This window comes from Halobacillus sp. ACCC02827, from assembly GCF_030291935.1.
In the GTDB taxonomy this organism is placed as follows: Bacteria; Bacillota; Bacilli; order Bacillales; family Halobacillaceae; genus Halobacillus.
The window spans coordinates 584,317-607,024 of sequence record NZ_CP128168.1; the positions used below are offsets into that span (position 1 = coordinate 584,317).

Annotated in this window: 22 protein-coding genes; 20 read left to right on the plus strand and 2 right to left on the minus strand. The window is 50.0% G+C overall.

Annotated elements, in window-relative coordinates; genetic code table 11:
- The first annotated feature begins 6 nt into the window (after positions 1-6).
- The 12 genes from purE to purD all read left to right on the plus strand — a co-directional run bounded on the left by purE (position 7) and on the right by purD (position 12,663).
- Positions 7-498: a 5-(carboxyamino)imidazole ribonucleotide mutase gene (gene purE / locus QRD89_RS03035; protein WP_026578748.1), complete on the plus strand. Its 492-nt coding sequence runs from the start codon at positions 7-9 to the stop codon at positions 496-498.
- A complete protein-coding gene (purK, locus tag QRD89_RS03040) occupies positions 488-1,615 on the plus strand; it encodes a 5-(carboxyamino)imidazole ribonucleotide synthase (RefSeq protein WP_286096295.1) in 1,128 nt (375 codons plus the stop codon). Before purE ends, purK begins: the two co-directional genes overlap by 11 nt.
- 18 nt (positions 1,616-1,633) lie before the next feature.
- Positions 1,634-2,926, plus strand: coding sequence for an adenylosuccinate lyase (gene purB / locus QRD89_RS03045; protein WP_008633561.1), 1,293 nt, complete (start codon positions 1,634-1,636; stop codon positions 2,924-2,926).
- Positions 2,927-2,992: 66 nt separating this feature from the next.
- Positions 2,993-3,715 (plus strand): phosphoribosylaminoimidazolesuccinocarboxamide synthase, encoded by a 723-nt coding sequence (gene purC / locus QRD89_RS03050; RefSeq protein ID WP_026578746.1) that lies wholly within the window; start codon positions 2,993-2,995, stop codon positions 3,713-3,715.
- Positions 3,703-3,948: a phosphoribosylformylglycinamidine synthase subunit PurS gene (gene purS / locus QRD89_RS03055; protein WP_008633557.1), complete on the plus strand. Its 246-nt coding sequence runs from the start codon at positions 3,703-3,705 to the stop codon at positions 3,946-3,948. The genes purC and purS overlap by 13 nt, the downstream gene beginning before the upstream one ends.
- 1 nt (position 3,949) lies before the next feature.
- On the plus strand, positions 3,950-4,633 hold the full coding sequence (gene purQ / locus QRD89_RS03060) for a phosphoribosylformylglycinamidine synthase subunit PurQ (RefSeq protein WP_008633556.1): 684 nt from the start codon (positions 3,950-3,952) through the stop codon (positions 4,631-4,633).
- Positions 4,617-6,845, plus strand: a complete 2,229-nt coding sequence (gene purL, locus QRD89_RS03065; protein WP_062515531.1) for a phosphoribosylformylglycinamidine synthase subunit PurL — start codon at positions 4,617-4,619, stop codon at positions 6,843-6,845. The genes purQ and purL overlap by 17 nt, the downstream gene beginning before the upstream one ends.
- A complete protein-coding gene (gene purF, locus QRD89_RS03070; protein WP_008633552.1) occupies positions 6,821-8,233 on the plus strand; it encodes an amidophosphoribosyltransferase in 1,413 nt (470 codons plus the stop codon). Before purL ends, purF begins: the two co-directional genes overlap by 25 nt.
- Before the next feature lie 18 nt (positions 8,234-8,251).
- Positions 8,252-9,262: a phosphoribosylformylglycinamidine cyclo-ligase gene (gene purM, locus QRD89_RS03075; RefSeq protein ID WP_286096296.1), complete on the plus strand. Its 1,011-nt coding sequence runs from the start codon at positions 8,252-8,254 to the stop codon at positions 9,260-9,262.
- Positions 9,259-9,837, plus strand: coding sequence for a phosphoribosylglycinamide formyltransferase (gene purN, locus QRD89_RS03080; RefSeq protein WP_008633546.1), 579 nt, complete (start codon positions 9,259-9,261; stop codon positions 9,835-9,837). The genes purM and purN overlap by 4 nt, the downstream gene beginning before the upstream one ends.
- Positions 9,834-11,366 carry a bifunctional phosphoribosylaminoimidazolecarboxamide formyltransferase/IMP cyclohydrolase gene (gene purH, locus QRD89_RS03085; RefSeq protein ID WP_286096297.1) on the plus strand — a complete coding sequence of 511 codons (1,533 nt, stop codon included), beginning with the start codon at positions 9,834-9,836 and terminating at the stop codon, positions 11,364-11,366. The genes purN and purH overlap by 4 nt, the downstream gene beginning before the upstream one ends.
- 22 nt (positions 11,367-11,388) lie before the next feature.
- Positions 11,389-12,663: a phosphoribosylamine--glycine ligase gene (gene purD, locus QRD89_RS03090; protein ID WP_008633543.1), complete on the plus strand. Its 1,275-nt coding sequence runs from the start codon at positions 11,389-11,391 to the stop codon at positions 12,661-12,663.
- On the opposite strand, the gene QRD89_RS19215 is transcribed toward purD, so the two are convergent.
- Positions 12,628-12,735 (minus strand): EYxxD motif small membrane protein, encoded by a 108-nt coding sequence (locus tag QRD89_RS19215; protein WP_353477930.1) that lies wholly within the window; start codon positions 12,733-12,735, stop codon positions 12,628-12,630. The two genes, purD and QRD89_RS19215, sit on opposite strands and share 36 nt — an antisense overlap.
- 59 nt (positions 12,736-12,794) lie before the next feature.
- Positions 12,795-13,040, minus strand: coding sequence for a YgaP family membrane protein (locus QRD89_RS03095; protein WP_008633540.1), 246 nt, complete (start codon positions 13,038-13,040; stop codon positions 12,795-12,797).
- Positions 13,041-13,114: 74 nt separating this feature from the next.
- On the opposite strand from QRD89_RS03095, the gene QRD89_RS03100 reads away from it, so the two are divergent.
- The 8 genes from QRD89_RS03100 to ligA all read left to right on the plus strand — a co-directional run bounded on the left by QRD89_RS03100 (position 13,115) and on the right by ligA (position 22,651).
- On the plus strand, positions 13,115-14,860 hold the full coding sequence (locus tag QRD89_RS03100; RefSeq protein ID WP_286096298.1) for an adenine deaminase C-terminal domain-containing protein: 1,746 nt from the start codon (positions 13,115-13,117) through the stop codon (positions 14,858-14,860).
- Between the two features lie 38 nt (positions 14,861-14,898).
- Entirely contained in the window at positions 14,899-15,912 is a 1,014-nt protein-coding gene (locus QRD89_RS03105; RefSeq protein ID WP_286096299.1) for a DUF3048 domain-containing protein, read from the plus strand.
- 14 nt (positions 15,913-15,926) lie between these two features.
- A complete protein-coding gene (locus tag QRD89_RS03110) occupies positions 15,927-16,229 on the plus strand; it encodes a YerC/YecD family TrpR-related protein (RefSeq protein ID WP_008636379.1) in 303 nt (100 codons plus the stop codon).
- A gap of 60 nt (positions 16,230-16,289) precedes the next feature.
- A complete protein-coding gene (locus tag QRD89_RS03115) occupies positions 16,290-16,772 on the plus strand; it encodes a GNAT family N-acetyltransferase (RefSeq protein WP_008636376.1) in 483 nt (160 codons plus the stop codon).
- Positions 16,773-16,843: 71 nt separating this feature from the next.
- On the plus strand, positions 16,844-17,440 hold the full coding sequence (locus QRD89_RS03120) for a YitT family protein (protein WP_153017444.1): 597 nt from the start codon (positions 16,844-16,846) through the stop codon (positions 17,438-17,440).
- A gap of 253 nt (positions 17,441-17,693) precedes the next feature.
- The gene (gene pcrB, locus QRD89_RS03125; protein ID WP_286096300.1) at positions 17,694-18,383 is read left to right on the plus strand and encodes a heptaprenylglyceryl phosphate synthase; all 690 of its coding nucleotides are present in this window, start codon (positions 17,694-17,696) and stop codon (positions 18,381-18,383) included.
- Positions 18,384-18,399: 16 nt separating this feature from the next.
- Complete coding sequence (gene pcrA, locus QRD89_RS03130) at positions 18,400-20,637, plus strand: DNA helicase PcrA (protein WP_286096301.1); 2,238 nt, start codon at positions 18,400-18,402, stop codon at positions 20,635-20,637.
- A gap of 13 nt (positions 20,638-20,650) precedes the next feature.
- Positions 20,651-22,651 carry an NAD-dependent DNA ligase LigA gene (gene ligA / locus QRD89_RS03135; protein ID WP_008636357.1) on the plus strand — a complete coding sequence of 667 codons (2,001 nt, stop codon included), beginning with the start codon at positions 20,651-20,653 and terminating at the stop codon, positions 22,649-22,651.
- Positions 22,652-22,708 lie beyond the last annotated feature (57 nt).

The following is a 22,708-nucleotide window of genomic DNA, read 5'->3' on the forward strand; positions in this document are numbered from 1 at the left end:
ATATGAATGGCTAGTGTTGGCGTAATCATGGGCAGCATTTCCGATTGGGAGACAATGCAGGGGGCATGTGCCGTCCTGGATGAACTTGGGATCGGATACGAGAAGGAAATCATATCAGCTCACCGGACACCGGAGGATATGTTCACTTACGCAGAAGATGCGCGCGGACGAGGGTTGAAGGTCATCATTGCCGGAGCGGGAGGGGCAGCCCACCTTCCGGGAATGGTTGCTTCTAAAACGACCCTGCCTGTCATCGGAGTCCCTGTTGAATCAAAAGCATTGAAAGGAATGGATTCCCTTCTATCTATAGTACAGATGCCTGGAGGAGTTCCTGTGGCGACTGTAGCGATCGGAAGTGCCGGTGCAAAGAATGCAGGTCTTCTTGCTGCGGAAATCATCGGAGCTTTTGATGAAGAGGTGGCCGGCAGATTGTCGGTGTACAGAGAACAGATGATGGAGAAAGTAGAAGGAATGAGGAGGGATTTGCGTGAGTCCTAAGGTTATTCGACCAGGTCAGACGATCGGAATTCTTGGAGGCGGCCAGCTCGGAAGAATGATGGCGGTCGCAGCCAGATACATGGGATACAAAATCGCCGTCATGGACCCGGCGGAAGACTGTCCGTGTGCACCGCTTGCAGATAAGCAGATCATCGCTGCTTATGACGATAAAGAAGCTGCTCAAAAACTGAGTGAAGTCAGTGACGTCATTACGTACGAATTCGAAAATGTCGACCTTGAAGTCGCCAAGCTGTTTGAAGAAGCCGGCAAACTGCCTCAAGGATCTCTGGCCCTCGCCGTTACGCAGAACCGTTCCAAAGAAAAGCAGGCAGCGGTCGATGCAGGCTTGTCTGTTCCGGAATACCGGATTATCGAATCCTATGACCAATGCAAAGAAGCATTGGAAAGCATCGGTTACCCTGCCGTCGTTAAGACGATCAGCGGGGGGTACGATGGTAAGGGACAGCTGAAGCTGGAAGATGAGAGCAGCCTGGACGAGCTATCTTCTTTCATTAAAGAGGGCGGCATCTATATTGTCGAACAGTGGCTGCTATTTGATTTAGAAATCTCTCAAGTATTCACTAGAGGCATGGACGGAATCATCCGGACCTTCCCGCTTGCAGAAAATATCCATAAGAATCATATCCTTCATGAAACAAGAGTCCCTGCCAACGTATCAGAGGCCGTCCGTCAGAAAGCGGACGAGGCGGTTCGAGTGCTGGCAGATGAGATCGGAGTCGTCGGAACGTTCGCAGTGGAGATGTTCGTCAAAGGAGACGACATCTATATCAACGAAATGGCACCAAGGCCGCATAACTCCGGTCACTTCACGATCGAGGCTTGCAACGTATCCCAGTTTGAACAACATGTCCGTGCAATCTGCGGTCTTCCGCTTCTTCCGGTGCATACATTCGGAGCGGCAGTGATGGTCAATGTCCTAGGCAAGCACCGCGGGATACTAATTGACAAGATCGAGCAATATGAGGGTTGTCATTTTCACGATTACGGTAAAGGAGAAGCAAGGACCAACCGTAAGATGGGGCACCTGACTTTTATCGGTAATGATCTAAAAGAAATTGCAACATACATGGAAACCAACCAGATACATTTATGGTAGAAACCAAGGAGGAAGACGATGATAGAACGTTATACAAGACCGGAAATGGGCGCCATTTGGACAGAGGAAAACCGCTATCAAGCATGGCTGGAAGTCGAGCTGCTTGCCTGTGAAGCTTGGAGTGAGCTTGGAGTCATCCCGAAAGAAGATGTAGAGAAACTGCGTGAGAAAGCTTCCTTTGATATCGCGCGTATTCATGAAATTGAATTGGAAACACGTCACGATGTCGTAGCGTTCACACGTGCTGTGTCCGAGACGGTCGGCGATGAGCGGAAATGGGTGCACTACGGACTTACATCTACAGACGTGGTAGATACGGCACTCTCTTACCAATTGAAGCAGGCGAATGAGATCATTCGTAAAGACCTTGTCAACTTCATCGAAATCCTTGGTGAGAAAGCGAAGGAACATAAGCACACGGTCATGATGGGTCGCACGCACGGGGTTCACGCAGAACCGACGACGTTCGGGTTGAAGCTTGCCCTTTACTATGAAGAAATGAAACGGAACCTGGAGCGCCTGGACCTTGCAATCAAGCATATTCAAGTCGGAAAGCTTTCCGGCGCAGTTGGAACGTATGCGAACATCGATCCTTTCGTAGAAGCTTATGTATGTGAGAAGCTGGGCCTTGATTCGGCATCTGTTTCTACACAGACACTTCAGCGCGACCGTCACGCTCATTACGTTTCCACACTGAGCTTGATTGCAACATCCATCGAGAAGATCGCTGTAGAGATCCGTGGTCTCCAGAAGACGGAAACAAGGGAAGTGGAAGAGTACTTTGCCAAGGGACAGAAAGGTTCTTCTGCTATGCCTCACAAACGTAACCCGATCGGATCCGAAAACATGACAGGGATGGCACGTGTGATCCGCGGACACATGTTGACAGCATTTGAGAACGTTCCTCTTTGGCATGAACGGGACATTTCCCACTCCTCTGCAGAGCGCGTTATTCTGCCGGATGCCACGATTGCTTTGAACTACATGTTGAACCGCTTTGGAAATATCGTGAAGAATTTGACGGTATTCCCTGATCGTATGCAGGAAAATATGGAGAAAACGTACGGCTTGATTTTCTCCCAGCGTGTTCTGCTTACATTAATTGATGAAGGCATGGTACGCGAAGAAGCATACGACCTTGTCCAGCCGAAAGCGATGGAAGCATGGGAGCGTGGAGTGCCGTTCCGTGAGCTGATTGAGGCAGATGAGAAGATTACGGCTGCCCTGTCTGAATCCCAGCTTGATGCCTGCTTCGATTACAAGCATCACCTGAAGCAAGTGGATCGTATTTTCGACCGTATCGGTCTGTAAGTAAACTGTTTTATCCGGGGATGTCGAGGACATCCCCGGCCAATCCCCATGAGTGAGGTGTTCTTCATGAAAGGTTCCTTATTGTATGAAGGTAAAGCGAAACGTGTGTATGTGACGACTGATGACCAGGAGCGTCTGGTTTTATCCTATAAAGATGATGCGACAGCATTCAACGGTAAAAAGAAAAGCGAGTTTGCAGGCAAAGGCCGCCTGAATAACTTGATCACCTCTAAAGTCTTTCAATACTTGCATAAGCAAGGAATTCCCACCCACTTTATTGAAGCGCTGAACGATACAGAGCAGTTGGTAAAGCGCACGACGATCATTCCACTGGAAGTCGTGGTCCGGAACAAAGCAGCCGGAAGTATTACGAAAAGGCTCGGTATTGAAGAGAAGACGCGCTTCCACCCGCCGATCATCGAACTGTTCTACAAAAAGGACGAATTGAATGATCCACTAATCAACGACGTTCATGCCTATCATCTGACAGACGTCAAAGAACAAGAACTCACATTCATCAAAGAACAAGCCCTGATTATAAATGAACAATTGATTGCATTATTCCAATCCGCAGGCTTGGAACTCGCTGATTTCAAATTGGAATTCGGCCGTCTGCCGGACGGGACAATCGTATTGTCGGACGAAGTTTCACCGGATACATGCCGCTTATGGGATATCAAAACAGGTCAGAAAATGGACAAAGACGTATTCCGGGAAGAAATCGGCAGCCTGATCGAGGTTTATGAGAACATACTACAACGACTGGAGGAGAACGTATGCGCAAAGTAAAGATCCACATCACACTCAAAGAGGGCGTTTTAGATCCACAAGGAAAGGCTGTTCAGAACTCATTGAAGTCTTTGGAATATAACAATGTCCAGGACGTACGCGTCGGTAAATACATGGAGGTCCTTTTAGAAGACTCGGAGAATCTGGATCAGCAGGTCGATCAGATGTGTGATCAACTACTTGCCAACCCTGTCATCGAGAACTATACGTACACGATCGAGGAGGTAGGCTGACGTGAAATTTGCTGTCGTTGTTTTTCCAGGTTCCAACTGTGACCGTGACATGTACCACGCTGTCAAGGACGGTTTGGGGCAGGAAGCGGACTTGGTTTGGTACCAGGAAGCGAATCTAGCAGACTATGATGCCATCCTTCTGCCAGGAGGATTCTCATATGGAGATTACCTTCGCTCCGGAGCGATTGCTTCTACGGCTCCGATTGTCGAACAAATTCGTGAAGCTGCCGAAGCAGGAAAACCGATTCTTGGTGTATGTAATGGATTCCAGGTCCTGCTTGAGATGGGGCTGCTTCCAGGTGCGATGCTCGCGAACGAACGCCTGAAGTTCATGTGCCATTATGAAACACTGACTGTGGAAAATGCAGATACCCTTTTCACCCACCACTATGAAGAGAAAGCAAAAATCCAGATTCCGATCGCTCATGGCGAAGGAAACTATTATTGTGATGAAGAAACATATGCGAAGCTGCGCGAAAATAATCAGATTGTCTTTACTTATGAAGAGAACCCGAACGGCTCTGTAGGGGATATCGCAGGCATTATGAATGAGCAGGGGAATGTCCTCGGTATGATGCCGCACCCGGAACGGGCAGTGGAAGCGCTGCTTGGCAGCGATGACGGTCTGCGCTTATTTGAATCCATTCTTACACACTGGAGGGAACACCATGCCATCAATGCTTGAGATCACCCCGGAAACGATTGAAGAACAGCGCGTCTATGCGGAAATGGGTCTGACGGATGAAGAATATGAATCGGTCAAAACCATCCTGGGACGCCGTCCGAATTATACAGAAATCGGTTTGTTCTCGGTCATGTGGTCCGAACACTGCAGTTATAAGAATTCAAAACCGCTTCTAAGGAAATTCCCGACAGAAGGCCCTCACGTGCTGCAAGGTCCCGGGGAAGGAGCCGGCATCATCGATATCGGTGACGATCAGGCCGTCGTTTTCAAAATTGAAAGCCACAACCACCCTTCTGCAGTCGAGCCGTATCAGGGCGCTGCAACAGGTGTCGGAGGGATTCTTCGGGACGTCTTTTCCATGGGTGCCCGTCCGGTTGCGCTTCTGAACTCTTTGCGCTTCGGTTCATTGGAACAGCCTCGTGTGAAATACTTGTTTGAAGAAGTCGTACGCGGAATCGCGGGCTACGGAAACTGTGTCGGTGTACCGACCATTGGTGGAGAAGTCCAGTTCGACGATGCCTATAACGGCAATCCACTTGTGAACGCCATGTGTGTTGGTTTAATTGATCATAAAGATATTCAAAAAGGGATTGCAGCCGGAATCGGTAACACGGTCATGTATGTCGGTGCGAAGACCGGCCGGGACGGGATCCACGGAGCGACATTCGCATCAGAAGAATTGTCGGAAGAGTCCGAAGAAAAACGCCCTTCTGTCCAAGTAGGAGACCCATTCATGGAGAAATTGCTGATCGAAGCCTGCCTTGACGTCATTCACCATGACGCGCTTGTCGGGATTCAGGATATGGGAGCAGCCGGTCTCACTTCCTCTGCCAGTGAAATGGCGAGTAAAGCAGGTACGGGAATGACGATGAACCTTGACCTTATCCCGCAGCGGGAACAGAACATGACAGCCTATGAAATGATGCTGTCCGAGTCACAGGAACGCATGCTTCTTGTCGTAGAAAAAGGCCGGGAAGACGAGATAGCGGAAGTATTCCGCAAGTATGATCTTGAAGCTGTCGCTGTCGGAGAAGTCACGGATACGAAGCGCTTCCGTCTGGAACATAAAGGAGAAGTCGTCGCTGACGTGCCTGTCGATTCTCTTGCCGAAGACGCTCCAGTCTATCATAAGCCGTCGAAGAAACCGACGTATTACGAAGAATTTCAGGCAATGGACGATTACGCGCCTGTCGTCGACGATTATGCAGCAACGCTGAAAAGTCTGTTGAAACAGCCGACGATTGCAAGCAAGGAATGGGTTTACGATCAGTATGACTCGATGGTACAGACAAACACGGTCGTCGCTCCAGGGTCTGATGCAGCCGTATTGCGTGTACGTGGAACAGAAAAGGCTCTTGCAATGACGACGGATTGTAACTCCCGCTATATCTATGTCGATCCGGAAGTCGGCGGACAAATCGCTGTTGCTGAAGCAGCCCGTAACATTATCTGCTCCGGTGGTCGTCCGTTGGGAATCACAGACGGATTGAACTTTGGTTCTCCGGAAAATCCGGAAATCTTCTGGCAGATGGAGAAAAGCGTCGACGGCATGAGTGAAGCGTGCCGCGTCCTGAACGCACCGGTCATCGGAGGGAACGTTTCCTTGTATAACGAATCATTCGGTGGCAAAGCGATCTATCCGACACCGATCGTCGGCATGGTCGGCCTGATTGAGGATGTAGCTCACATCACCCAGTCCCACGCTAAGAAAGCAGGCGATCTCCTTTATGTCATCGGGGAGACGAAGCCGGAATTCGGTGGAAGTGAACTGCAGGGGATGTTGGAAGGAAAGCACTTCGGCAAAGCGCCTGCGCTTGATCTGGAAGTGGAAGCGAAGCGCCAGAACGCTCTTCTATCCGCTATTCAACAAGGTCTGATCGAATCTGCTCATGATTTGGCAGAAGGTGGTCTTGCGGTCGCTCTTGCAGAGAAGCTTTTCGATCAGGAACTCGGTTGTGATGTCCAGGTAGAAGGGGATGTCCTTGCAGCCTTGTTCTCAGAAACGCAGTCCCGTTTCCTTGTAACTGTAAGTCCTGAGCAGCAAGATGCGTTCGAACAAGCGGTGAATGACGCAGTCCGGATCGGAAAAGTGACGGAGGACGGCATCTACCGTGTAAGCAATAAGGATCGAATCGTAGTGGAAGAGCAGACAACAACGTTGAAGGATACTTGGAAAGGAGCTATTCCATGCTTGGTGAAATCAAAGGCTTAAATGAGGAATGTGGCATTTTCGGAGTCTGGGGCCACCCGGACTCCGCCCAACTGACGTATTATGGTTTGCACGCTTTGCAGCACCGCGGTCAGGAGGGCGCCGGAATCGTCACAACAGACGGAGACCATCTGAAGCTTGCTAAAGGACACGGATTGATCAATGAAGTTTTTTCCGAAAATCAGCTGGAAGACTTGCAAGGACACGCCTCCATCGGGCACGTCCGTTACGCAACTGCAGGGGACGGTGCATATGAGAATATCCAACCTCTGATGTTCCGTTCTCAGACAGGGGGGCTTGCGCTTGCCCATAACGGAAACCTGGTCAACGCCCACGCGTTGAAGAGCCAGCTGGAAGCACAAGGGAGCATTCTGCAGACCAATTCCGATACAGAAGTAGTTGCCCACTTGATCAAGAGAGCGCGCCATCTCCCGCTTGACCAGGCTATTGGAGAGGCATTGTCCATGATCAAGGGAGCTTACGCGTTCCTTGTGATGACGGAAGACAAGATGTTCGTTGCCAATGACCCGCGTGGCCTTCGCCCTCTCAGCCTTGGACACCTTGGTGATGCTTGGGTCGTATCTTCGGAAACGTGTGCGTTTGATGTGATCGGAGCCCAATACGACAGGGAAGTGAAGCCTGGTGAACTGCTGATCATCTCTGATGAAGGAGTAGAGACGAAGCGTTTCTCTGCCCCGATTCAACGTACATTGTGTTCCATGGAATATGTGTACTTCTCTCGTCCGGACAGTAATCTGGACGGTAAAAACGTCCATGCATCACGGAAACGAATGGGGAAAGCCTTGGCGGAGGAAGCACCCATCGAAGCGGATGTCGTAACAGGAGTACCGGATTCCAGTATTTCTGCTGCCATCGGATATGCAGAGGCGTCCGGCATTCCTTATGAGCTTGGTATGATCAAGAACCGCTATGTCGGTCGTACGTTCATCCAGCCGACTCAGGAACTGCGGGAACAAGGGGTCAAGATGAAGCTGTCTGCTGTAAGAGGTATTGTCGAAGGGAAACGTGTCGTCATGGTCGATGATTCCATCGTCCGGGGTACGACAAGCCGGCGGATCGTAAAAATGCTGAAAGAAGCAGGAGCGAAGGAAGTGCATGTCCGTATTGCATCTCCGCCGATTGAGAACCCATGTTACTACGGAATCGACACCTCGAACAGTGGAGAGTTGATTGCGGCAAACCACTCTGTAGAAGAAATGGAGAAATTGATCGGGGCTGACAGTCTCGCTTTTCTATCCGTGGATGGTTTGAACGACAGCATCTATCAGGGGGATGAATCGCTGGAGCATGGCGGCTGTATGGCCTGCTTTACAGGCAATTATCCTACAGAAATATATCCTAATACGGTCCACCCGTATGAGAAAGCGTGACGATGAGGAGGCAGAATGATGAGTGAATCCTATAAACAGGCAGGAGTCGACGTCGAAGCTGGTTATGAAGCGGTCGAACGGATGAAGAAGCACGTAGCCAGAACGATGCGCAAGGAAGTGATCGGCGGTCTCGGTTCTTTTGCCGGGTTGTTCGATATCAGCGGAATGAGTTATGAAGAGCCCGTCCTTGTCACTGGAACGGACGGTGTCGGGACGAAGCTTCGGCTCGCTTTTGAAATGGACAAGCATGATACGATCGGTGTCGATGTCGTGGCTATGTGTGTGAACGATATCGCGGCACAAGGAGCAGATCCGCTTTTGTTCCTTGATTATATCGCTTGTGGAAAGAATGAGCCTGCCCGCATCGAACAAATCGTCAAGGGCATCGCGGATGGCTGCCAGCAGTCGCACGCTGCGCTCGTCGGCGGGGAAACGGCAGAAATGCCCGGCATGTATGAGGAAGAAGAATATGACCTTGCCGGCTTTGTTGTAGGAATGGCAGATAAACGGAAGCTGATCACCGGAGAAGGAATAGAAGCAGGGGATGTCATCATCGGACTTCCTTCCTCGGGGGTTCATTCCAACGGTTTCTCGCTTGTCCGCCGAATTATCGATAATCAGGGGCTGAGCCTCCAGGAAACTTATGAAGAATTCGACCGCCCGCTTGGGGAAGTATTACTAACTCCTACCGTCATTTACGTGGAAGCTGTCAAACAGCTGAAGGAAGCGGTGAGCATCAAAGGACTTGCCCATATTACCGGCGGCGGTTTCTATGAGAATATTCCAAGAGCGCTTCCGGAAGGCTTAGGTGTAGCAATCAACCAAGGAAGCTGGAACGTGCCGGCGATTTTTCCGTTCCTTCAAGCACAAGGAGACATTCCTGCCGATGAAATGTACGGGGTCTTCAATATGGGAATCGGTATGATTGCCATCGTTTCGGAAGCGGACGCAGAGAAGGCAGCGGAAGCTATCGGAAATGGTGTCATCATTGGACGAGTGACAGGCGAAGAGGGAGTGCAGTGGACATGATCAACCTTGCCGTCTTTGCTTCCGGAACAGGATCGAACTTCGATGCCATTGTCGAAGCCGTCGAAAATGGAACCCTCCATGCAGACATCAAGCTGCTTGTCTGTGACAAAGTAGGCGCTCCTGTCATTGAGAAAGCGCAGCGTCACGACGTGGATACCATTGTTTTCAACCCAAAAGTCTACGAAAATAAAGCAGCCTATGAAGCCGCCTTGCTGGAAGACTGTCGTTCGCGCGGCGTTGACTACATCATTCTTGCTGGTTATATGCGTCTCGTCGGCCCGACGCTGCTTCAGCCATATGAGAAACGGATCATCAATATCCACCCGTCCCTGCTTCCTGCTTTTCCCGGTAAGGATGCCATTGGACAGGCGATAGATAAAAAGGTAAAAGTGACTGGTGTGACCGTCCATTTCGTTGATGACGGAATGGATACAGGCCCGATCATCGCCCAGGAGGCGGTGACGATCGAAGACAACGATACACCGGAAGAAGTGAAACGGAAAATTCAGGCGGTCGAACACCGCTTATACCCGCAAGTCATCGAGTCATTATTCACCAAGGAGGAATCCAAATGAAAAAACGTGCCCTACTCAGCGTATCCAATAAAGAAGGTTTGGCTGATTTCGCTAAACAACTCCACGAACTAGATTACGAGCTTGTTTCCACAGGTGGAACGAAGCGCGCGATCGAAGAAGCAGGGGTTCCTGTCCTGTCTATTTCTGAAGTGACGAATTTCCCGGAAATTATGGATGGACGTGTCAAGACGCTTCATCCGGCGGTCCATGGAGGCCTCCTTGCCAAGCGCGGCAACGCCGACCACATGGAACAGTTGGATGGGCTGGATATCCAAACGATCGATCTCGTCGCAGTCAACCTGTATCCTTTCAAGGAAACGATCGCTAAAGAGGGAGTGACCGAGGCGGATGCTATCGAAAATATCGATATCGGGGGCCCGACCATGCTCCGCGCGGCGGCGAAGAACTTTGCAGACGTCGCTGTCGTTGTCGATCCTTCCGATTACGATACGGTGATCGAAGGCTTTAAAGCAGACAGCCTTTCTTATGAAGCACGTCGCAGGCTTGCTGCGAAAGTGTACCGCCATACGGCGAATTATGACGCGATGATCGCCGGTTACTTCTCGGAACTTACAGAGGAAGCTTATCCGGAGACATACACCGTAACATATGAGAAAGTACAATCCCTGCGTTACGGAGAGAACCCGCACCAGACCGCTTCGTTCTATAAGCAGGCTAATGCGGAAGGGACGTCGCTTGCGAATGCGGAACAGCTGAATGGAAAAGAGCTCTCTTATAACAACATTCAGGATGCTAATGCTGCATTGGAAGTGGTTCTTGAATTCGGCCAGCCGGCTGCAGTAGCTGTCAAACATATGAATCCTTGCGGCGTCGGAGTAGGGGAGAATCTATACGATGCTTTCACCAAAGCATACGAAGGGGATCCGGTTTCCATTTTTGGTGGAATCGTCGCCTTGAACCGTGAAGTCGATGCTGATACAGCAGCGAAGCTGAAAGAGATTTTCCTGGAGATCATTCTCGCTCCTTCTTTCAGTGAGGAAGCGCTCGAAATTCTTACGAAGAAGAAAAACCTTCGCCTCTTGAAAATCGATCTGAAGAAATCCGATCGTCCTGCGCACAAGCTGACGAGCGTCAACGGTGGACTGCTTGTTCAAGATACGGATGAAGGGAATCTTGACGGGGTGGATTTGACTGTAGCGACGGAACGGGAACCATCTGCACAGGAGCTGGAAGACTTGAAGCTCGGCTGGAAGGTCGTGAAGCACGTGAAGTCGAATGCCATCGTAGTAGCGAAAGGGGATCGTACCCTTGGAGTAGGTGCCGGACAAATGAATCGTGTAGGCGCAGCCAAAATCGCTTTTGAACAAGCGGGTGAAAAAGCAAAAGGCAGTATTCTCGCCTCTGATGCGTTCTTCCCTATGCCGGATACGGTAGAAGCGGCAGCTGAAGCAGGCGTTACTGCTATCATCCAGCCGGGTGGATCGAAGCGTGACCAGGACTCGATCGATGCCTGCAATAAACACGGCATCGCAATGGTCTTCACAAGCATGCGTCATTTCAAGCACTAAGAACAAGGGAGGATGGACGACGATGAATATCATGGTAATCGGACGGGGCGGCCGTGAACACAGCCTTGTTCAAAAATTAGCAGCAAGTAAACAGACAGAGAAAATTTACGCAGCTCCCGGTAACGCCGGTATGAAAGAAGCCGTCTGCGTGGCGATTGAAGAAGGGGATCATGATGCCCTCGTTTCTTTTGCGAAGGAAAACGACATTCATCTGACAGTCGTAGGTCCGGAAGTTCCTTTGCTTGAAGGGATCGTCGACCATTTTCAAGCGAATGACCTGAAAGTATTCGGACCCACCAAGGATGCGGCGCTGATCGAGGGAAGTAAACATTTCGCGAAACAGATGATGGACAAATATGATATTCCCACAGCGGAATATCAGGCTTTCTCCGACCTGGTGGAAGCGAAAGCGTACATTAAAGAAAAAGGCGCTCCGATCGTCATCAAGGCAGACGGCCTGGCTGCTGGAAAAGGTGTCGTTGTCGCCGAAACGCTGGAACAAGCGTTGGAAGCGGCCGATTCCATGCTCGGCGAAGGGCAGTTCGGAGAAGCAAGCAGCGAAATCGTTGTGGAAGAGTTTTTAGCAGGGGATGAATTCTCCTTGATGGCCTTCGTCCACGGTCCGAACGTCTATCCAATGATTCCTGCAAAGGATCATAAGCGGGCATTCGACGGGGATGAAGGACCGAATACAGGAGGTATGGGGGCATTCGCTCCCGTCCCGGGACTGGCCTCGTCTTCCTATGATACAGCAGTGGAATCGATTGTACGTCCGGTCGCTGAAGCGATGGTCCAGGAAGAACGTCCGTTTACGGGAATTCTTTATGCCGGACTGATCGAAACAGACAAAGGACCGAAAGTAATTGAATTTAACGCTCGTTTCGGAGATCCAGAGACCCAGGTGGTCCTGCCTTTGCTGAAGAATGACCTGGAGCAGGTGTTTTTGGATGTCATGGACGGAAAAGACCCCGAACTTCAATGGTCGGAAGAATCGTGTGCAGGAGTTGTCGTCGCATCGAGCGGATATCCGGGGGGATATGTGAAAGGGCGCCCGCTTCCTGCACTCGAAACGTCCGATTCAGCCTTCCTTGTCCATGCAGGTACAGCACTTGAGAACGGAACCTATGTATCGGACGGAGGACGTGTCCTGCTTGTTGGCAGCAAGGGGAATGACCTTTCACGTGCGCTTGATTGTGCTTATGAAGCGCTGCGTCCGTTACATGCAAATGAAGATTTTTTCTATCGCCGTGATATTGGCAGATCATCGATCACGTCTTCTTCTGGAAGCGACGAGTAAGAGGGCTGTAATTGTGCCGATGACGGTTACGATGACGAAACCTACGTCTGTAAAGTATTCCATGAAGTCCATTATTCTCATCCTTTACTTATAAGAGCGGAGCTTATGCTTCCGCTCTTCATTTTTGTTGATTATTTAGGGAAGTTTTGCTGCCAGCCTTCTTCTTTGCCGTCTGTTTCGACGGTCATCTTCTCGATTGCTTCAACCATCGGGCAGTAACGCACGATGCCTTCTGCTACTTTCATGGATGCGAGAGCGATTAGAAAAGGATGGGAAGATCCATGATCTCTGGATCCGCGAATTGTGAGAAGGGTGAGCATGCTCAACCCTGTCGCAATACGTATCATGCTGTTAATTGTGCCGATATTTTGTCTCATATAAGCTCCTCCTTACAAGTATGGCTTCTGCTGTGTTACGATAATAGATAATCTGATTAAGGGAGGGATCCTCCATGAATGAAGCACGATTCCGGTGGCGGAACCGCCAGTTGCGAGTACATGCATCTGTCTTGGACGGTGACGCGGCACCGACGAAATTGATAAAAAATACTACGTACCTGAACGTCTATTTAAAGCAATGGATGACAGGTCATATATGGATTTACGAAGACCGGATCATTTATACGGGTAAGGAGCTCCCTTCCAATATGGAAAATACGGAAGTCATCGATGGGAAGGACAGTTATATCGTCCCGGGCTATATCGAGCCGCATGCCCATCCGTTTCAATTATATAATCCCCAGACCCTTGCTGAATATGCAGCGGAGACGGGTACGACCACGCTGATCAATGATAACCTTATGTGGCTTTTTTTAACTGAAAAGAAGAAAGCGTTTTCTTTATTGGAAGAGTTCATGCATCTTCCTGCAACCATGTACTGGTGGGCGCGCTTCGATCCTCAGACGGTTTTAAGGGAGGAAGACAGAGAGTCTTTCGACGAACAGGTGCTGGATTGGATTGAGCATGATGCGGTCATTCAGGGCGGGGAATTGACGGCCTGGCCGGATGTGCTATATGAAAGAAATGAGCAGATTCTGCACTGGATGCAGGAAACGAAACGATCACGGAAGCCGCTGGAAGCCCATCTTCCAGGTGCATCGGAGAAAACGTTAGTGAAGATGCGTCTCCTCGGGATGGATTCTGAGCATGAATCCATGACGGCGGAGGACGTCATTACACGGCTGTCGATCGGCTACCATACGGGGCTGCGTTATTCTTCGATACGTCCGGATCTTCCTGACATTTTACAGGGACTTGAGAAAATGGGGCATACCCAGTATGACCACATGATGTTTACGACGGATGGATCCACCCCCGGCTTTTATGAGGAGGGGATCATTAACATGTGCATTCGAATTGCTATAGAAGCGGGCGTTCCTGAAATTGATGCCTATATGATGGCCACGTATCAGGCTGCGAGGCACTTCGGAATCGAAAGCAGGGTCGGCAGTCTTAATGCAGGACGTGCCGCCCACCTTAATTTCCTTAGAGATCCTAAAGATCCGACCCCTCACTCCGTCATCGCCAAAGGGGAGTGGGTGAAGAAAGAGGGAGAGGTTGTCCCGACAGGCATCGAGATTCCGTGGGAAAAGAACGGGATAGAGAAGCTTTCCCTCGACTGGGAGCTCGCGGATAAGGACATGCAGTTCTCCATGCCGATCGGGCTTGAACTGGTCAATGACGTTATTATGAAACCATATGCGATAGATACGGATGCTTCCGTGGAGCGTTTGTCTGATGAGAACAAGGAAGCATTCATCATGTTGATGGACAGAGATGGCGAATGGATGGTCAACACTCTGCTGAAAGGATTCACACAGTCCCTTGGCGGGTTGGTCAGCTCGTTCAGCAATACCGGGGATATCCTCGTAATTGGTAAATCAAGGACCGATATGAAAAAAGCATTCCAACGGATGAATGAAATCGGCGGCGGTATCGTATTTGTTAATGAAGGAGAAGTTCTGTTCGAGCTTTCACTGCCGTTGGGCGGGGTGATGTCTGATCTTTCTTTGCCGCACTTAATGAAGGAGGAGAGACGGATGAAACAATGCTTGAACGAACACGGGTTTTCCTTTTCGGACCCGGTGTACACCTTGCTTTTCCTATCATCCATGCACCTGCCGTATATCCGCATTACACCGCTTGGAATTATGGATGTGAAAAAGAAAGAGGTACTCTTTCCTTCTATAATGCGTTAAAATAGAAGAGGGAATATAGGACAAAGGGAAGTGCTTCCATGAGAAAACTTACCTTCTTACTTGTGCTCACGCTGCTGGCTGCCTGCGGCTGGTTCGGAGTTGATCGAGAGGAAGGGTCCGTGACAGACCAGACGGCGGACGATGAACGAGTGATTATCAATGAAGGAGAGCAGACCGTTTTCCCGTTGACAGGAGAAATCAATCCGGATCAACAGAACGATCCAATTGTAGCTGTCATGATTAACAACCATCAGAATGCAAGACCCCAAGCAGGGCTCAGTAAGGCGGATGTCGTCTATGAAGCGCTGGCGGAAGGGTCGATCACTCGCTTCCTAGCTTTGTTCCACAGTGATATTCCTGATACAATAGGTCCGGTCCGAAGTGCAAGGCCTTACTTTCTTGAACTTGCGGATGGGTGGAATGCTCTCTATATCTATCACGGGGCATCCACTGCCATCCAGAAGCAAGTGACGGCGAGCGGTGTGTCCTACTTGAACGGTTCCATCTACGATAACAACGGCTGGCTCTTCCAGCGTACTTCAGATAGGAAAGCGCCCCACAACTCCTATCTAATCACAGATGGGATACTGCAAGCTGCCTCAAATAAAGGATATACCTCCTTCAAGAGACACGAACCGCTGCCGTTTGATTCTGAGCAGGAACTGGACGGGAAGCCGGTAAATCGAATGGCCATTAGATATGCGGAGACGCAGCAGGTTCTATTTAATTGGAAAGAGCGATCCGGCTTTTTCCAGCGCTCAAGTGATGGAGAAACGACGATAGATGCGGCGGATGGAACTGCCATCGGGGTCAAAAATGTCCTGGTCATCCGTGCCGGCCATAAAGTAATAGATACGAAAGGGCGGCGTGCAGTCGATTTGAAGTCCGGTGGAGACGGCTGGCTTCTGCAAAAAGGAATCCGGAAAGAAATACAATGGAGAAATATCGACGGACGCCTCCTCCCCTTTGCGGACGGCAAAGCACTTGCTTTCCTGCCGGGGAAAACGTGGGTGAATATCATCCCGTCATCGGTGGAGGTCCGTTTTGATTAAGGAGGGAAACGGGAATGCAGATCGATAAACTGAGAGGGAAGACGCTTGATCAGCTGTTTGAAGCGGTGCTGTCCCTGCAGAACCTCGAAGAATGCTATGAATTTTTTGATGATCTTGCAACAATGAATGAAGTCCAGTCCCTGGCACAACGGCTGGAAGTTGCCCGCATGCTGAGAGAAGGGTACACGTATCATAAAATTGAAACACAAACAGGAGCTTCCACAGCGACGATTTCTCGCGTGAAGCGCTGCTTGAACTATGGGAACGATGCCTACACGAAGGCACTCGACCGTGTTCAGGCGAAACATGTAGAATAAAGGAGAAAGGCTGCCGACAACCCGGCAGCTTTTTTTATTCAAAAGGAGCAGGGATCAGTCATGGAAATACGTAATGTCCGGAAGACGGACTTGGATTCGCTGATGACGATTGAAAGAGAAGGGTTTACAGAGGGAGAAGCTGCAACGAAGCAGGCGATGCTGGAACGGATCCACTTAATTGCGGATACCTTTTTGGTAGCAGAAAAAGGAGGAGTCGTTCTAGGCTACATCAACGGTCCTGTCATAGACAACCCGTTCATTACAGATGATTTGTTTGAAAGAATTACAACGAATCCATCGCGCGGAGGGTACCAGGCAATTCTCGGTGTCGCCGTTTCTGAACAAGCAAGAAGGCAGGGGATCGCTGCTTCCCTTTTCCATGAGATAGAGCGGCTGGCGAAGGAAAATGGAAGGGAGGGAGTCACCTTGACGTGCAAAGAAGAGCTGATATCTTTCTATGAGAAGCTTGGTTATGTCCATTGTGGAAGGTCAAATTCCGTCCATGGTGGAGTCGCGTGGTACAATCTGATAAAAAGGATGTAGGAAGGTTCGCTCTCGTTCTTCTAACCCATTCCGGACAGGCATAGACTGTATTAGAGGAGGGGGACGGGGAGATGAGAGAGATGTGGGTAAAAGGGATGATGATCGTGATCGGGAGCTTGGTTCTATCCGTCGGTATCAACTTATTTCTCATCCCTGATCATGTGCTGGACGGGGGGATCATTGGTCTTGGTATGATTTTTAACTACATATGGGGACTGCAGGTCGGGCTGACGATAATTTGCTGCAGTATTCCCATCTTTCTGCTTGCCTGGTTCTTTTACCGTCCCTACTTCTATAACAGCCTCCATGGATTGTTAATCTCTTCTTTTTCCATTGATTTGTTCAGCGGTCTCCGCTTTTATCATCTGCCTCTCGACCCGGTGATCAGTTCGATCATCGGCGGGGCTCTTGTCGGGGGAGGAATCGGGTTAATGCTCAGGCATCATACCAGTACCGGAGGGACCGACCTCCTTGCGCAGATGATTGCAGACTGGTTTAAAGTCAATGTCGGCTTTATCATTCTTCTGCTGGACGCCTTGATCATTGGGGCGAGCGGCTACCTGTTTTCCCTGGAAACGCTGCTCCTTTCCGCTATGACGATCATGAGTGTCGGTCTCGTCACGATGTTGTTCACGTCATCCAGACTGCTGCCACACGTAATCAAGTAAATCCACCTTCCCATGAAGGGAAGGCTCACATAGTTTCCTTTCTTTTTACTTAACCATCCAAAAAGGAAGGGATGGTTTCTTTTTTTATGACATAGAGCTTCCCGACAGCCTTTACAGCCGCCTCTTCTTTTAAGGGGCGGCTTTTTGTATGTCCTGATGTCACGGAGTCGACAATTTTCCCTGTGGAAACACTCAACCCACGCTTCAAAATTTGCTATAATGAGTGAATGGATAACTGTTTTGGAGGACGGAAATGTACAAAAAACGCTCGTGCCATCATATGTTCAAGCTTGACCCAAACAAAGATTTGTCGGAGGATGCGTTGAGGAAGGTCTGCACGTCGGGAACGGATGGGATCATCATCGGCGGAACGGATGGAGTGACTTTTGAGAATGTAACGGATCTTCAGGACCGGGTACAGCAGTATGATATAGCTCTGTATTTGGAAGTTTCCGATATTGAAGCGATTGCGCCGGGTTTTCAAAAATACTTGATCCCGATGGTGTTGAACAGCCAGGATAAGAAATGGATGATTGACGTGCAGCACCAGGCAATTGTGGAATATGCGGATGCCATCGCTTGGGAGGATATGATGCCGGAAGGGTATTGTGTTCTCAATCCGGAGGCCAAAGTATTCCAGCGGACTAACTGCACCATGCCGCAGGACAGAGATGTGCTTGCCTACGCAGAGATGGCGGAGCATATGTTCCGACTGCCGTTTTTTTATATGGAGTACAGCGGGATGTACGGCGATCCTGATCTGGTTAGACAAGTATCAGAACGATTGGAAAAGACGTCGCTGATATACGGCGGGGGCATACGTTCGGCGGAACAGGCCGGAGAGATGGCATCCCATGCCGATATCGTCGTCGTCGGTAATGTGATTTATGAAGATATGGAATCTGCTATCGGGACGGTCGAAGCAGTGAAAACAATACATTGAAGGATGGTGGACCCCTATGACACAGGCATTGAACGCATTGATTCAAGGCTTGAATGAAGAACAAAGGAATGCGGTTACTCACACAGAAGGGCCGCTTTTAATCATGGCAGGTGCTGGAAGTGGAAAGACGCGTGTTTTGACACACCGCATTGCTTATTTACTCAGCGAAAAAGACGTAGCGCCTAGAAATATTCTGGCGATTACTTTTACTAATAAAGCAGCACGTGAAATGAAAGAACGTGTGGAATCGCTTGTCGGTCAGGATGGAGAAAAGATACTGATGTCCACGTTCCACTCGATGTGTGTACGGATGTTGAGAAGGGACATCGACAGGATCAGTTATGATCGTAATTTCTCTATCCTTGACTCCAGCGACCAGCTTTCTGTCATCAAACAGGTGCTGAAGGAAATCAACCTTGATCCAAAGAAATGGGACCCGCGGGCGATGCTTGGTGCGATCAGTAACAGCAAGAACGAGCTGATGACGGCTGCTGATTATGCACGACAGGCAGGAAATGTCCATGAAGAGCAGATCGCTGAAATTTATAAAGGCTATGAGAAGAAACTGAAAAAGAACCAGTCGCTCGATTTTGATGACTTGATTATGCAGACGCTTCGTTTGTTTGATGAAGTACCGGAAGTGCTGGAATATTACCAGCGCCGTTTTCAATATATCCACGTCGATGAGTATCAGGATACGAACCATGCGCAGTATCAACTCGTCAAACAGTTGGCGAGCCGTTATGAGAACCTCTGTGTCGTCGGTGACTCGGACCAATCCATTTATGCATGGCGCGGAGCGGATATTCAGAACATCCTGAACTTCGAACAGGATTATCCGACAGCCCGGACCATTCTGCTGGAGCGGAACTACCGTTCGACAGAGACGATCCTGAATGCTGCCAACAACGTAATCGACAACAACAGCGGCCGCAAACCGAAGCATTTGTGGACAGACAACAAAGGTGGAGAAAAGATCCGTTACCATCAAGCTGGAACGGAACGGGAAGAAGGACTGTTCGTCACAGATAAGATCGAGGATCTGATCCGGCAAGGCAGATACCGCTACAAGGATATCGCCATCCTCTACCGGACGAACGCCCAGTCCCGTACCATCGAGGAAACGTTTGTGAAAGCAGGCGTCCCTTACCAAATGGTCGGCGGCACGAAGTTCTATGACAGGAAAGAGATCAAAGACATGCTCGCCTATCTCCGTTTGATTGCGAACCCGAATGATGACCTCAGCTTCCAGCGTGTCGTCAACGAACCGAAGCGCGGCGTCGGGAAAACGAGTATGGATAAGATGCTTGCGTATGCAGCGGATCATGACATTTCGCTTTATGAAGCGGCGGCGGAAGTCGACTTTGTCGGTGTCAGTGCAAAAGCGGCAAAAGCGATCATCGGTTTCCGGAAGATGATCCAGAACTGGACGAGTCAGCAGGAGTTTCTGTCCGCCACCGATATGGTTCAGGAAGTAATCGACAAAACCGGGTACGAGGAGATGCTGCTGAACGAGAAAAGTATTGAAGCACAGAGCCGCCTCGAGAACATTGAAGAATTCAAATCCGTTACCAAGAACTTCGAGGAGAGTGCAGAGGACAAGACTCTGATCGCATTCCTGACTGACCTGGCGCTTATTGCGGATATTGATTCTATGAATGAAGACCCTAATAGTGATGACACGGTCACACTGATGACGCTCCACTCTGCCAAAGGCCTGGAGTTCCCTGTCGTCTTCCTGATCGGGATGGAGGAGAATGTCTTCCCTCACAGCCGTGCGCTGATGGATGAAACGGAGATGGAAGAAGAGCGCCGTCTCGCGTATGTCGGTATTACAAGGGCAGAGAAGGAACTTTACCTCTCTCATGCGAAAATGCGGACGCTTTACGGCCGGACGAATATGAACCCGGTCAGCCGCTTTATCGGCGAAATTCCAGATGACCTTCTGGATGGAAAAGAAGAGAAGGAAGAGCTTCCGTTCTTCAACAAGAAGAGGGAGAGTATGCCGTTTGGTTCGAAACCGATGGCTGCGCCTGCACCGAAGAAACGGGCGGCGAAGAAGAAACCAGGGTCGACTGGTGGAGAGAAGATCGGCTGGCAGCCTGGTGATAAAGCAGAGCATAAGAAGTGGGGGACAGGGACAGTTGTGAAGGTTCAGGGAGAAGGAGATTCCATGGAACTGGACATTGCTTTCCCTGCTCCGACAGGCATTAAACGATTGTTAGCCCGGTTTGCTCCGATAACGAAAGCTTAAGGAAGTGAAAAGCATGAACGCAGCGGAAGCGCAGCAGCGCATAGAGGCTTTAAGACAAGAACTGGAAACATACAGCTACGAGTATCATACGTTGGACACACCGAGTGTCCCGGATGCCGTGTATGATCAAAAGATGCGGGAGTTGATGGACTTAGAGGCGGAGTTTCCCGATTTGAAGACTCCGGATTCGCCTTCTCAACGTGTTGGGGGCGAACCTCTCGACGCCTTCCGGAAGGTGCAGCACGACATTCCGATGCTCAGCCTCGGGAACGCATTCGACGATCAGGAATTACGTGATTTCGATCGTCGTGTAAGGAACGGGACAGAAGAAGAAGTCAGCTATGTCTGTGAATTGAAAATAGACGGTCTTGCCGTCAGCCTTAAGTATGAAAACGGGGTGTTCGTCCGCGGGGCAACCCGGGGGGATGGTACGACAGGGGAAGATATAACGAATAACCTTCGTACGATCAAGAACATTCCGCTTCGCTTGAAAGAGCCGGTCACACTGGAGGTTCGCGGAGAAGCCTATATGCCGAAGCAGTCGTTTATCCGTCTGAACGAAGCGAAAGAGGCAAATGGTGAGGAACCGTTTGCCAATCCAAGGAACGCAGCGGCAGGATCACTCCGTCAGCTTGATCCGAAGGTTGCTGCCAAGCGGAACTTGGACGTCTTCCTTTACGGAGTCGGTGTCTGGGAAGAAGACCCGACAAGCTCGCACAGCGAACGACTGGAAAGAATGAAGGACTATGGACTTAAAACGAATCCAGAATGGAAAAAATGTAACAATATCGAGGAAGTAATCGACTATGTTCACAGCTGGGTCGAACGGAGACCTGATTTGGATTATGAAATTGACGGCATCGTCATCAAGGTAGACCGTCTGGATCAGCAGGATACCCTCGGCTTTACAGCAAAAAGCCCGCGTTGGGCCACCGCTTATAAATTCCCGGCAGAAGAGGCGGTTACGAAGCTGAAAGATATCGAATTGAGCGTCGGCCGCACGGGCGCAGTGACACCTACGGCTGTGCTTGAGCCTGTCAAAGTTGCAGGAACGACCGTACAGCGTGCCTCGCTCCATAACGAGGACCTGATCAAGGAAAAAGACATCCGGATCGGGGACACCGTCGTCATCAAGAAAGCCGGCGACATTATTCCAGAAGTGGTGCGTGTATTGACAGAGCAGAGAACAGGGGAAGAAGAGCCTTACCAGATGCCGGATACATGCCCGGAGTGCGGCAGTGAGCTTGTCCGTCTGGATGAAGAAGTGGCACTGCGCTGCATCAACCCGAACTGCCCGGCTCAGCTTCGTGAAGGACTCATCCATTTCGTTTCCCGTAATGCTATGGATATCGACGGCCTTGGGGAAAAGGTGATCGCTCAGCTTTTCCAGGAGTCCCTCATCCACAATATCGCGGATCTATATAAACTGGACAAGGAAGAGCTCCTTCAGTTGGAGCGTATGGGGGAGAAGTCGGTACAGAATCTATTGAACGCTTTGGAAGCATCGAAACAGAACTCTTTGGAGCGGCTGTTATTCGGACTTGGAATCCGTTATGTAGGATCGAAAGCGGCAAGCACCCTCGCCCAGCATTTCGAGCACATCGATGCGTTGATCGCAGCAGATGTCGAAACGCTGGAGCAAGTGCCGGAGATCGGCAGTAAGATGGCTGATTCGATTGCCAGCTACTTCCATGAACCACACGTCATCGAATTGATTGATGATCTGAAAGAATTAGGATTGAACATGGAATACTTAGGCGCGAAGAAAAGCGATCAGCCGGCAGATTCACCATTTGCGGGCAAAACAATCGTCCTGACAGGAAAAATGGAGCACTACAGCAGATCTGAGGCGAAGAAGCTCGTGGAAGAACTCGGCGGCAGTGTCACCGGAAGTGTCAGTAAGAAAACCGATCTGCTGATTGCAGGGGAAGATGCGGGTTCCAAGTACACAAAAGCATCCGATTTGGGGATTGAAATTTGGGATGAAGCACAGTTTCGCAGCGCTTTATCCTGAAGGAAGAACGTCATGGCCCGTGTCCGGGCCTGTCGCTTGTTAAAGATAAGGGAGTGG